This window comes from Streptomyces sp. NPDC091209 (genome assembly GCF_044757755.1).
In the GTDB taxonomy this organism is placed as follows: Bacteria; Actinomycetota; Actinomycetes; order Streptomycetales; family Streptomycetaceae; genus Streptomyces.
Window position 1 is genome coordinate 888,114 of record NZ_JBIVVR010000001.1, and the last position, 12,077, is coordinate 900,190.

Annotated in this window: 8 protein-coding genes and 3 tRNA genes; 4 read left to right on the forward strand and 7 right to left on the reverse strand. The window is 70.4% G+C overall.

Annotated features, from left to right (window positions below):
- Window positions 1-3: 3 nt before the first annotated feature.
- The 4 genes from ACIQRL_RS03905 to ACIQRL_RS03920 all read right to left on the reverse strand — a co-directional run bounded on the left by ACIQRL_RS03905 (window position 4) and on the right by ACIQRL_RS03920 (window position 1,188).
- Window positions 4-483, reverse strand: a complete 480-nt coding sequence (locus tag ACIQRL_RS03905; RefSeq protein WP_401326619.1) for a hypothetical protein — start codon at window positions 481-483, stop codon at window positions 4-6.
- A 312-nt stretch (window positions 484-795) separates the two neighbouring features.
- Window positions 796-872 (reverse strand) — tRNA-Ile (locus ACIQRL_RS03910).
- A gap of 165 nt (window positions 873-1,037) precedes the next feature.
- A tRNA-Asn gene (locus ACIQRL_RS03915) sits at window positions 1,038-1,110 on the reverse strand.
- Between the two features lie 5 nt (window positions 1,111-1,115).
- Window positions 1,116-1,188, reverse strand: a tRNA-Asn gene (locus tag ACIQRL_RS03920).
- A 144-nt stretch (window positions 1,189-1,332) separates the two neighbouring features.
- Here ACIQRL_RS03920 and ACIQRL_RS03925 point away from each other — a divergent pair.
- From ACIQRL_RS03925 to ACIQRL_RS03940, 4 genes are all read left to right on the forward strand, one after another.
- Window positions 1,333-1,638: a YtxH domain-containing protein gene (locus ACIQRL_RS03925; RefSeq protein ID WP_401326622.1), complete on the forward strand. Its 306-nt coding sequence runs from the start codon at window positions 1,333-1,335 to the stop codon at window positions 1,636-1,638.
- 141 nt (window positions 1,639-1,779) lie between these two features.
- On the forward strand, window positions 1,780-3,234 hold the full coding sequence (locus tag ACIQRL_RS03930) for an FGGY family carbohydrate kinase (protein WP_401326624.1): 1,455 nt from the start codon (window positions 1,780-1,782) through the stop codon (window positions 3,232-3,234).
- A gap of 164 nt (window positions 3,235-3,398) precedes the next feature.
- Entirely contained in the window at window positions 3,399-5,132 is a 1,734-nt protein-coding gene (locus ACIQRL_RS03935) for an ABC transporter ATP-binding protein (protein ID WP_401326627.1), read from the forward strand.
- Window positions 5,132-7,060 carry an ABC transporter ATP-binding protein gene (locus tag ACIQRL_RS03940; RefSeq protein WP_401326629.1) on the forward strand — a complete coding sequence of 643 codons (1,929 nt, stop codon included), beginning with the start codon at window positions 5,132-5,134 and terminating at the stop codon, window positions 7,058-7,060. The genes ACIQRL_RS03935 and ACIQRL_RS03940 overlap by 1 nt, the downstream gene beginning before the upstream one ends.
- A 140-nt stretch (window positions 7,061-7,200) precedes the next feature.
- Here ACIQRL_RS03940 and ACIQRL_RS03945 read toward each other — a convergent pair whose 3' ends face one another.
- From ACIQRL_RS03945 to ACIQRL_RS03955, 3 genes are all read right to left on the reverse strand, one after another.
- Entirely contained in the window at window positions 7,201-8,505 is a 1,305-nt protein-coding gene (locus tag ACIQRL_RS03945; RefSeq protein ID WP_401326632.1) for an RNA polymerase sigma factor, read from the reverse strand.
- A gap of 236 nt (window positions 8,506-8,741) precedes the next feature.
- On the reverse strand, window positions 8,742-10,646 hold the full coding sequence (gene dnaG / locus ACIQRL_RS03950; protein WP_401326634.1) for a DNA primase: 1,905 nt from the start codon (window positions 10,644-10,646) through the stop codon (window positions 8,742-8,744).
- Between the two features lie 146 nt (window positions 10,647-10,792).
- Window positions 10,793-12,058 (reverse strand): NAD(P)/FAD-dependent oxidoreductase, encoded by a 1,266-nt coding sequence (locus ACIQRL_RS03955; protein WP_401326637.1) that lies wholly within the window; start codon window positions 12,056-12,058, stop codon window positions 10,793-10,795.
- Window positions 12,059-12,077 lie beyond the last annotated feature (19 nt).

A 12,077-nucleotide genomic window follows, 5' to 3' on the forward strand; every position in this document is an offset into this window, starting at 1 on the left:
CCGTCATGGTGGAAGTTCCTGGACGAACACGCCTACCACCCGGTGGAGTTGCCGTGGGAGCACTCCGAGGCCGGCGAGAGGATCGACATCGACTACATCTATGTGGACAGCGACATCGAGGGCGACCCCTCGTTCGCCGAGTACGCGGGCGACTGGCCGGGCCGCCCGCTCGCCCTGCACCCCCGGCCGATCACCCGTGCGGTCGCCGAGATCGTGGAGCGTGCCTTCGACGCCATGGACGCCCACGAGCGGCAGGCCGCACCGGCCGACGCGGTGGCGGCCGAACGAATCGTGCAGTACATGGACTTCGCACCCCCGGCCGGTGAACTGGTCGACGACACCGCCGTCCTCACCCGGCCGGCCACGGTGGAGGCGGCACTCGGCGAGATCGCCCGGGAACGTCCCTCCACGGTCTCTTTCCCCCTCGGCTCCCAGGAGGAGTTCGGGGTTCTCCGAGGCACGATGACCCTGCTCGGTCGACACGGGGATCGGCGCCGCAGGGGAACGCGCGCAGGGACTTCTCGCGAGGGAGTGGGTGGTGCTGCGGAGGGAGCGCGCCCCGACCGACACCCTGCGGCCTCGACACGGCCTCACGATCTTGAAACGAAGCCCGAGAGACGCGGTCCGGACAGTCGACGGCAACCACCATCGCTTGCGTCGCCGCCGGTCGGAGAAGCCCTCTCCGCACCGAGCTGCACCGCGCCCCAAACCCATGAGCAACGGATCCAGTCCGTTCGGGCAAAGTTGACGCTCCGACACCCAAAAATGAACGTTTCCGCAGGTCAGAGGCCTGCATGGTGGGGCGGGTGGGACTCGAACCCACGGCCGACGGATTATGAGTCCGCTGCTCTAACCGGCTGAGCTACCGCCCCGTTTCGGCGCGCCGCGCACATTTGTGCGCGCCGTCTGCCGCAGCATAGCCGCTCATACGATCTCCTGCTTCGGATGGTCGGCATCGCGCGACCATGACGACTTCGGCGTGCCCTGGGCGGCTCCCGCGGACATGAAAAAGGACCCCGAAGGGCCCTCTTTCGTCGCTCTCCCGACTGGACTCGAACCAGTAACCTGCCGGTTAACAGCCGGCTGCTCTGCCAATTGAGCTACAGGAGATCGAGCTCCCCCGACTGGACTCGAACCAGTAACCTGCCGGTTAACAGCCGGCTGCTCTGCCAATTGAGCTACAGGGGATTGATCTTTGCATCGAACGCACCCACCTGGGTATTCGCCAGGGGGCGTGCGCTTGCTGCGACACATACATTAGCGCAAGCAGGGGGGTGCTCCGCCAATCGGTTCCCTCCGCACCGATGCCGACGCAAGGGAAGGGTGGCCGTCATGCGCTACCGGCTCACGTTCGTCGCCGGACTGGCCCTGGGTTACGTGCTCGGCACGCGGGCCGGGCGCGAGCGCTACGAACAGCTGAAGAAGTCCATGCGCCAGGTCGCGCAGAACCCCGCCGTGCGCAACACCGCGGAGACCGCCGCCCACCAGGGCCGCGAGATCGCGGGCAAGGCGCTGCACACCGTGAGCGAGAAGGTGGGCGACCACGTCCCCGACTCGGTCACGGACCGGGTGCGCTCCCTGCGGGAGCGGAACGCGGGCGGCACCGGCGAGGACGACTGGGGCACCAGCAACACCTAGGGATCGTGGCGACTGGGCACCAGTGACCCCTGAGGATCGGGACGACTGGTGCACCAGTAATACCTAGGGACCGTTGGGCGCGCCGGGTCCTGTGTGGCCGCCCGGCGCCGCCGAGCCCCGTCGTACGGCAGAATTTCCGCCATGGGGATAGTCGCCGGGCTGGACAGTGCGCCCGATTTCACTCGTATCGTCGTCTGCGACACCGACACGGGTGCCGTGCTGAGGCAGGGTTATGCGCCACATCCGATCGACGGCGGCGAGGGTGGCGGCCGTCCTTCCGACGTGGATCCGCAGGCCTGGCTGCTGTCCCTGGGCGAGGCCGCGGGAGGCGGACTGCTCGAAGGCGTCCAGGCCATCGGCGTGTCCGCCCAGCAGAACGGACTCGTCCCGCTGGACGCGCAGGGCAACACCGTGCGCCCCGCGATGGTCGGCGGTGACAAGCGGGCGCAGGTCGCCGCGGCCGATCTGATCGACGCGCTCGGCGGGCGCGAGGCATGGGCGCAGGCCGTGGGCAGCGTCCCGCAGGCCGCGCAGCCGGTGACCAAGCTGCGCTGGCTGAACAAGACCGAGCCCGAGGCCGCGCGGCGCACCAGCATGCTGCTGCAGGCCCACGACTGGCTCGTATGGCAGCTCCTGGGGCGGCCCGTACGCAGGACCACGGACCGGGGCGGCGCCTCGGGGACCGGGTACTGGTCGGCGGCGACCGGCCAGTACCGGCCGGATCTCATCGACCTGGCGCTCGGCCACCAGGCCGGGCTGCCGGACGTCCTCGGCCCCTCCGAGGCCGCCGGAACCACGCCCGAGGGGCTGCTGATCTCCGCCGGGACCGGCGAGACCATGGCGGCGGCCTTCGGGCTCGGCATCGGGCTCGGCGACGCGGTGGTGTCGCTGGGCGCCTCCGGCTCCGTGATGGCCGTCCACACCGAGGCGCTGGTGGATTCCACCGGCATGATCACCTCTTTGGCGGACGCGACCGGCATGCATCTTCCGGTCGTCACCACGCTCAACGCCGTACGGGCCCTGCGGGGGGCCGCCGAGCTCCTCGGCGTGTCCGACCTGGAGGGTCTGTCCGACCTGGCGATGAAGTCGACGCCGGGCTCCCACGGGCTCGTCCTGCTGCCGTACCTGGAGGGCGAGCGCACCCCGAACCTGCCGCACACGGCCGGGACGCTGGCCGGACTGCGCCGGGAGTCGATGCGGCCCGAGCACCTGGCGCGGGCGGCCTTCGAGGGCATGCTGTGCGGGCTCGCGGACGCGCTCGACGTGCTGCGCGGCCGGGGGGTCGACGTACGCCGGATATTCCTGCTCGGCCAGGCCGCCGAGCTTCCCGCCGTCCAGGCCGTGGCGCCCGCGCTGTTCGGCGCGCAGGTCGTCGTGCCGCAGCCCGCCGACTACGCGGCGCTCGGCGCGGCCCGTCAGGCGGCCTGGGCCCTCGGCGTCTCGCAGGGCACCCTCGACCCGCGGACCCCGCCCGCCTGGCAGGGGCCGGTCGCCCAAGTGCTGGAGCCCGGTGACGAACTCGCCGTGGGACAGGCCGTACGACAGCAGTACGTCTCCGTACGCGAACAGACGCATCCGGGGGCGTTCCGGTCCTAACCCCTGCGCGGGCGTACGTCCGAAGACGGAGGCGGGCTCCTTTTTTGGACCGCACTTGGGTTAATCGGTTGAGGTAACGCAGGTGGAGTGTCGGACGATAGGGGGTGGTGCACCATCCATCGCCTGCCGATCACCCCGCCATCGACGATTCCGAGAGACCCTGCGTGCTCATACGACTCCTGCGGACCCACCTCAGTCCGTACAAGAAACCCATCGCCCTGCTGGTGCTGCTGCAGTTCCTGCAGACCTGCGCCACGCTCTACCTGCCGACCCTGAACGCGCACATCATCGACAACGGTGTCGTGAAGGGGGACACGGGTTACATCCTGACCTTCGGCGCTCTGATGATCGGCATCTCGCTGACCCAGGTCGTCTGCAACATCGGGGCCGTCTACTACGGCGCCCGTACGGCGTCCTCGGTCGGCCGGGACATCCGGGGCGCGGTGTTCGACCGCGTCCAGTCCTTCTCGGCGCGTGAGATGGGCCACTTCGGCGCGCCGTCGCTGATCACCCGCACCACCAATGACGTCCAGCAGGTGCAGATGCTCGCCCTGATGACGTTCACCCTGCTGGTGTCGGCGCCGATCATGTGTGTGGGCGGCATCATCCTGGCCCTCGGCCTGGACGTCCCGCTGTCCGCGGTGCTCGTCGCCGTCGTGCCGACCCTCGGCATCTGCGTGACGCTCATCGTGCGCCGGCTGCGCCCGCTGTTCCGCACCATGCAGGTGCGTCTGGACACCGTGAACCGGGTGCTGCGCGAGCAGATCACCGGCAACCGCGTGATCCGCGCGTTCGTGCGCGACGGCTACGAGAAGGAGCGCTTCAAGGGCGCCAACACCGAGCTCACCGAGACGTCGCTGGCCACCGGCCGGATGCTGGCCCTGATGTTCCCGATCGTCATGACGGTGGTGAACCTGTCGTCCATCGCGGTCGTCTGGTTCGGCGCCCACCGCATCGACAGCGGCCAGATGCAGATCGGCGATCTGACCGCGTTCCTGGCCTATCTGATGCAGATCGTGATGTCCGTCATGATGGCCACCTTCATGTTCATGATGGTGCCGCGCGCGGAGGTCTGCGCCGAGCGCATCCAGGAGGTCCTGGACACCGAGAGCAGCGTGGTCCCGCCCGTCGCGCCCGTCCTGGAGCTGCGCCGGCACGGCCACCTGGAGATCCGCGAGGCCGGGTTCCGCTACCCGGGCGCCGAGGAACCGGTCCTGAAGTCCGTCGACCTGGTCGCGCGCCCCGGTGAGGTGACCGCGGTCATCGGGTCCACCGGCAGCGGGAAGTCGACGCTGCTCGGCATGATCCCCCGCCTGTTCGACGCCACCGACGGCCAGGTGCTGGTCGACGGCGTGGACGTCGCGACCATCGAGCCGAAGCTGCTCGCCAGGACCGTCGGACTGGTCCCGCAGAAGCCGTACCTGTTCGCCGGGACCGTCGCCACGAACCTGCGCTACGGCAATCCGGAGGCGACCGACGAGGAACTGTGGCACGCGCTGGAGGTGGCGCAGGCCAAGGGCTTCGTGGAACAGCTGGAGAACGGTCTCGACTCGCCGATCGCGCAGGGCGGCACGAACGTGTCCGGCGGCCAGCGTCAGCGCCTGGCCATCGCCCGCACCCTCGTGCAGCGCCCCGAGATCTATCTCTTCGACGACTCCTTCTCGGCCCTCGACTACGCGACCGACGCGGCGCTGCGCGCGGCCCTCACTGCGGAGACCGCGGAGGCGACCGTGGTGATCGTCGCCCAGCGGGTGTCGACCATCAGGGAGGCCGACCGGATCGTGGTCCTCGACGAGGGCCGGGTCGTCGGCAGCGGACGGCATCACGAACTGATGGCGGACAACGAGACCTACCGGGAGATCGTGCTCTCCCAGCTGACGGAAGCGGAGGCCGCCTGATGGCCGGGCCTATGGGGCGCATGATGGCCGGGACCGGCCCTGACCAGCGCTCGATGGATTTCAAGGTGTCGGGCCGACGGCTCCTCACCCAGTTCAAGCCCGAGCGCACCACGCTGTACGTGATGCTGGTCACCGTCGTGCTGAGCGTCGGCCTCTCGGTGGTCGGCCCGAAGATCCTCGGCAGGGCCACCGACCTGGTCTTCTCGGGGATCGTCGGACGCCAGATGCCGGCCGGGGCCACCAAGGCCCAGGCCCTCGACTCGCTGCGCGCGCACGGCAAGGGCGCCGTCGCCGACATGCTCTCGGGGACGGAGTTCACCCCCGGCAAGGGCATCGACTTCACCGCCGTCGGGCACGTCCTGCTGCTCGCGCTGTGCACGTTCCTGCTGGCCGGCCTGCTGATGGCGGTGGCGACGCGGCTGGTGAACCGGTCCGTCAACAGGACCGTCTACCGCATGCGCGAGGACCTGCAGGCGAAGCTGTCGCGGCTGCCGCTGTCGTACTTCGACAAGCGTCAGCGCGGTGAGGTCCTCAGCCGCGCGACGAACGACATGGACAACATCCAGCAGACCCTCCAGCAGTCGATGGGCCAGCTCGTCAACTCGCTGCTGACCATCGTGGGTGTGCTCGCGATGATGTTCTGGGTGTCGCCGCTGCTCGCGCTCGTCGCGCTGGTCACGGTGCCGCTGTCGTTCGTGGTGGCCACCCGGGTCGGCAAGCGCTCGCAGCCGCACTTCGTGCAGCAGTGGCGCATCACCGGCAAGCTCAACGCCCACATCGAGGAGATGTACACCGGCCACAACCTGGTGAAGGTGTTCGGGCGGGCGGACGAGTCGGCGGCGCAGTTCGCCGAGCAGAACGACAAGCTGTACGAGGCCGGGTTCAAGGCGCAGTTCAACAGCGGCGTCATGCAGCCGCTGATGATGTTCGTGTCGAACCTGAACTATGTGCTCGTGGCCGTCGTCGGCGGTCTGCGGGTGGCCTCGGGCTCGCTGTCGATCGGTGACGTGCAGGCCTTCATCCAGTACTCCCGCCAGTTCTCGATGCCGCTGACGCAGGTCGCGTCGATGGCGAACCTGGTGCAGTCGGGTGTCGCGTCGGCGGAGCGGGTCTTCGAGGTCCTCGACGCGGACGAGCAGGAGGCGGACCCGACGGTGTCGGCCCGTCCCGAGGAGCTCCGCGGGCGCGTGGCGCTGGAGAACGTGTCCTTCCGGTACGACCCGGAGAAGCCGCTCATCGAGGATCTCTCGCTGAAGGTGGAGCCGGGCCAGACGGTGGCCATCGTCGGCCCGACCGGCGCCGGCAAGACGACGCTGGTGAACCTGCTCATGCGGTTCTACGACGTCACGGGCGGCCGGATCACCCTCGACGGGGTCGATGTGGGGTCGATGTCGCGTGACGAGCTGAGGTCCGGGATAGGGATGGTGCTCCAGGACACCTGGCTGTTCGGGGGCACGATCGCCGACAACATCGCGTACGGGGCCTCGCGGGACGTCACCCGTGGGGAGATCGAGGAGGCGGCGCGCGCGGCGCACGCCGACCGGTTCATCCGCACGCTGCCCGAGGGCTACGACACGGTGATCGACGACGAGGGATCGGGGGTCAGCGCGGGCGAGAAGCAGCTGATCACGATCGCCCGCGCGTTCCTGTCCGATCCGGTCATCCTGGTGCTCGACGAGGCGACCAGCTCCGTCGACACCCGGACCGAGGTGCTGATCCAGAAGGCGATGGCCAAGCTGGCGCACGGCCGGACGTCGTTCGTGATCGCCCACCGTCTGTCGACGATCCGGGACGCGGACACCATCCTCGTGATGGAGGACGGGTCCATCGTGGAACAGGGCGCCCACGCGGAGCTGCTGGATTCCGGCGGGGCCTACGCCCGCCTGTACCAGGCCCAGTTCGCGCAGGCGGTCGCCGAGGTCGACTAGCGGTCGGTTCTCGCACGCCGGAGGGGCCGAGAACCACGGTCCCCCGGGCGTGCGGGAGGCTCCCCGTACGCGGGAGCCTTCCGGCGTACGGGATCCTTCCCGTACGCGGGGAGTCCCCGGCGCACGGGGAGCCTCCCGCCTCAGTCCAGGTATCCGCGCAACTGGTCCGCGAAGGCGTGGTCCCTCAGCTTGTTCAGGGTCTTGGACTCGATCTGCCGGATGCGCTCGCGTGTGACGCCGAAGATGCGGCCGATCTCCTCCAGGGTGCGCGGACGCCCGTCCGCCAGCCCGTACCGGAGCTGGACGACCTTGCGCTCCCGTTCGCCGAGCGTGGACAGCACCGCCTCCAGATGCTGCCTGAGCAGCAGGAACGCCGCTGACTCCACCGGGGACGTCGCGTCGCCGTCCTCGATGAGGTCGCCGAGGGCCACGTCGTCCTCCTCGCCCACGGGGGCGTGCAGGGACACGGGTTCCTGGGCCAGCCGCAGGACTTCGCTGACCCGTTCGCCGGTCAGGTCGAGATGGGCCGCGACCTCCTCGGGGCTGGGTTCGTAACCGCGCTCCTGCAGCATCCGCCGCTGGACGCGGACCACCCGGTTGATCAGCTCGACCACGTGCACCGGGACGCGAATGGTGCGCGCCTGGTCGGCGAGGGCGCGCGACATGGCCTGCCGGATCCACCAGGTGGCGTACGTGGAGAACTTGTAGCCGCGGGCGTAGTCGAACTTCTCGACGGCCCTGATCAGGCCGAGGTTGCCCTCCTGGACCAGGTCGAGCATGGTCAGGCCGCGGCCCACGTACCGCTTGGCCACGGAGACGACGAGCCGCAGGTTCGCCTCGATGAGCCGGCGTTTGGCCATCCGGCCCATGACGACGATCTTGTCCAGGTCCAGGGCGAGCTGGCTGTCCAGGTCGGGGGCGAGCCGGAGCTTCTCCTCGGCGAACAGCCCGGCCTCGACGCGGCGGGCGAGGTCGACCTCCTCGGCCGCCGTGAGCAGCGGAATCCGGCCGATCTCCCGCAGATACTGGCGGAACAGGTCGGACGAGGGGCCACCGCTGTCGGCGGCGCGGAGCCGGGCCGGCTCCACGGGTTCGGGGGCCTCGGCCTCGGTCTCCACTTCCACCTCCGCCCCGGGAGCCTCCCCAGGAGCCTCGAGTGGGCTCTCCGGTTCGGCCTCGGGGTGGTGCGCGGCCCGGCGCTGCGCGGGGACCGCCGCGACGACGTCGGTATCCGCGTCCGTGTCGGTGGTGTTGTCGGTCTGAGCGAGGGTCTGGGTCTGCACGGGGGCGACCTCCAGGGATGTCGCTGCTGAGGCGTGCGGCAGCGGTACGTCGGGGATGGGGTCGACGGCCTCGCCGCTGTCCATCCCGTAGTCGTTTGGCGGAACCGCGGGGATCGCGAACCCGTCGCGTGCGGGTCGGCCGCGCTCCGAGGACTCAGGCACCGGAACCCAGTGTGGAGTACGACACATCGCCGCCACGAGGGGCGTGCGGTGACTTTTTGCGTCCGGTCCGTGACCGCCTGGTTACCGTCCTGCACGAGTGCGCAGCTCAGCGAAGACGAAACCTGGGGAAACGCGAACGGGATTGGCATGTGCGCCGGCCGCTCCGAGCGCCCGCCCCGCCCCGGCGGTCCCGCCGGTTCACCCGCGGAACATCCCCGGAACCCGGCCGTCCGGCCTCAGAGGGCTTCGGCGCCCTTCTCACGGAGCGCCTGCCCGTACTGCTGGAGAACCCACAACTCGTTCTGTACGGCGGCGAGCTGGGCCGGATCGCCGCCCGCGCTGAGGCGGGACAGGGAGCCCTGGACGTCCCGGATGCGGCGGTCGACGGCGCGCCGGCGGACCGCGACGAGCTGGTCGCCCGCGTACGTCTCGTCGACGGTCTTGCGCATGATCGCCTCGACGGCCAGCTCGGTGACCATCGCGCGCACCACGTCGTCCGGGGCGGCGTCGCGGACCCGGATCAGATACTCCTGGGGGTCCTGGACGCCGTACTCGGCGCCGCCCGCGTCCATGACGGCCTGGCGCACGGCCGCGTAGGGCGCGGCGGTGAACTCGTCCATGCCGTACGCGTCGAACGCCGGGGCGACCAACTCCGGCCGTTGGAGGGCGAGTTTGAGCAGCTCGCGCTCGGTGGCGTAGACGGGGTTGCGCAGGGTGAGGGCCGGGCCGCCGCCGGTGGGCGCCTGGGTGGCGGCGTAGGTCTGCTGGGGTCGGCCGCCGGCCGGCGCGGGGCCCATGCCGCCGCGGTCGCGGGCCCAACGGGCGAGCTGGGACACCCTCTTGACGACGAACTGGGTGTCGAGGATGCCGAGCATGCCGGCGAGCTGCACGGCGACCTCGTGCTGTGCGCCGCTGTTCTTGATGCGGGCGACGATCGGGGCGGCCTCGTCGAGGGCGGCCGCGCGTCCCGCCGGGGTCTCCAGGTCGTAGCGCAGGACGATCTGGCGCAGCGCGAACTCGAAGAGCGGGGTGCGGGGTTCGACCAGGTCGGCGACGGCCGCGTCGCCCTTGGCGAGGCGCAGCTCGCAGGGGTCCATGCCGTCGGGCGCGATGGCGATGTAGGTCTCGGCGGCGAACTTCTGGTCGTCCTCGAAGGCGCGCAGGGCGGCCTTCTGGCCGGCCGCGTCGCCGTCGAAGGTGAAGATCACCCGGGCCGAGCCGTTGTCCATCAGGAGCCGGCGCAGGATCTTGATGTGGTCGCCGCCGAACGCCGTGCCGCAGGTCGCGATGGCCGTGGTGATGCCGGCCAGGTGACAGGCCATGACGTCGGTGTAGCCCTCGACGACGACCGCCCGGCTGCTCTTGGCGATGTCCTTCTTGGCGAGGTCGATGCCGTACAGGACCTGGGACTTCTTGTAGATCGCGGTGTCGGGCGTGTTCAGGTACTTCGGGCCGTTGTCCGACTCGTACAGCTTGCGGGCGCCGAAGCCGACGACCTCGCCGCCGATGTCGCGGATCGGCCACATGAGGCGGCCGCGGAAGCGGTCGATGGGGCCGCGGCGGCCCTCCTGGGCGAGGCCGGAGAGGACCAGCTCCTTGTCGGTGAAGCCCTTGCCGCGCAGATGGCGGGTGAGGTGGTCCCAGCCCTGGGGGCTGTAGCCGACACCGAAGTGGGCGGCGGCGGCCTGGTCGAAGCCGCGCTCGGCGAGGAACGTGCGGCCCGTGTCGGCCTCGGGGCTGGTGTCGAGCTGCTCGATGTAGAACTTCGCGGCCGCGTTGTGCGCCTCGACCAGGCGGATGCGCTCGCCGCGCTGGTGGGCGGGGTTGTACCCGCCCTCCTCGTAGCGCAGGGTGATGCCGGCCTGGGCGGCGAGGCGCTCGACCGACTCGGAGAAGGTGAGGTGGTCGACCTTCATCACGAACGTGATGGTGTCGCCGCCTTCCTGGCAGCCGAAGCAGTGGAAGAGTCCCTTGCTGGGGCTGACCTGGAAGGACGGCGACTTCTCGTCGTGGAAGGGGCAGAGACCCTTGAGGTTTCCGCCGCCCGCGTTGCGCAGCTGGAGGTACTCGGACACCACGGCGTCGATCGGGACCGCGTCCCGAACAGCCTTCACGTCCTCGTCATTGATCCTGCCTGCCACGTGGTGATTCTACGGGGCCGCGCCGACAGTCCCGGGGCAGGTGAGCGACCACCGTGCCGGGGTACGGGGGCGGGCCCCCCGATCCCCGGCTCGGGGGCGGTGCGGGAGCCGGGCGCCGCGTGGGTCACGGGGCCGGGCTCCGCCGGTCACGGGGCCAGGCTCTCCAGCGGAACGTGCGGGTCGGCGAGCGCTTCGGTGTCCACCGCGGCCCGGGAACGGATGAGCTGCTGGATCGGGTCCGTGACGTCCCACACATTCACGTTCATCCCGGCCAGCAGCCTGCCCTCCTTCACCCAGAAGGCGATGAACTCCCGCTTGCCCGCGTCGCCGCGGATCACCACTTCGTCGTACGACCCCGGGGGCGCCCAGCCCGAGTACTCGAGCCCCACGTCGTACTGGTCGGAGAAGAAGTAGGGCACACGGTCGTACGCCGTCCCGCGGCCCAGCATCGAGCGGGCGGCGGCCGGTCCGCCGTTGAGGGCGTTGGCCCAGTGCTCGACGCGCAGCCGGGTGTCGAAGAGGCCGTGGTGGAAGGAGGCGACGTCACCGGCGGCGTAGACATCGGGGTCGGAGGTGCGGAGCTGGTCGTCGACGGCGATGCCGCCGCCGTGCGCGCGGTCGGCCATCGTCAGGCCGGCGGCCTCGGCGAGGCCGGTGCGCGGGGCGGCGCCGATGGCGGCGAGGACGTCGTGGGCGGGGTGCTCCTCGCCGTCGTCGGTTCGGGCGGCCAGCACCATGCCGTCCTGGCCGACGATCTCGGTGAGCTGGGCGCCGAAGTGGAAGCGGACGCCGTGCTCGCGGTGCAGTTCGGCGAAGAGCTGGCCCAGCTCGGGGCCGAGCACGTTGTGCAGCGGGGTCGCCGCGGGTTCGACGACGGTGACCTCGGCGCCGTACTCGCGGGCCGCGGCGGCGACCTCCAGGCCGATCCAGCCGGCGCCGGCGATGACGAGGTGTCCGTTGTCCCGGCCCAGCGCGGCGAGGACGCCCTTGAGGCGCTCGGCGTGGGCGAGGCGGCGCAGGTGGTGGACGCCGGCCAGGTCGGTGCCCGGGATGTCGAGGCGGCGCGGCTCGGCACCGGTGACGATGAGCAGCTTGTCGTAGTGGACGAGGGTGCCGTCGTCGCCGAAGCGGACGGTCCTGGCCGCGCGGTCGATCGCGTCGACGGTCTGGCCGAGGTGCAGTTCGATGTCGTTCTGCGCGTACCAGGCGGGTTCGTGCACGAAGACGCTGTCGCGCTCCTCCTTGCCGAGGAGGTAGCCCTTGGACAGCGGCGGGCGTTCGTAGGGGTGGTCGCGCTCGTCGCAGATCAGTATCACGCGGCCGGTGAAGCCCTCCGCTCGGAGCGTCTCGGCCGCCTTGGCGCCTGCCAGGCCTCCTCCGACGATGACGAATGTCTGATCCGCGTCGACCACTTGATGCCTCCTCGTAAGG

Bases quoted from the DNA above. Each gene is read 5' to 3' on its own strand.
- ACIQRL_RS03930 (WP_401326624.1), top strand. From the start codon at position 1,780: ATGGGGATAGTCGCCGGGCTGGACAGTGCGCCCGATTTCACTCGTATC.
- ACIQRL_RS03925 (WP_401326622.1), top strand. From the start codon at position 1,333: ATGCGCTACCGGCTCACGTTCGTCGCCGGACTGGCCCTGGGTTACGTG.
- ACIQRL_RS03940 (WP_401326629.1), top strand. From the start codon at position 5,132: ATGGCCGGGCCTATGGGGCGCATGATGGCCGGGACCGGCCCTGACCAG.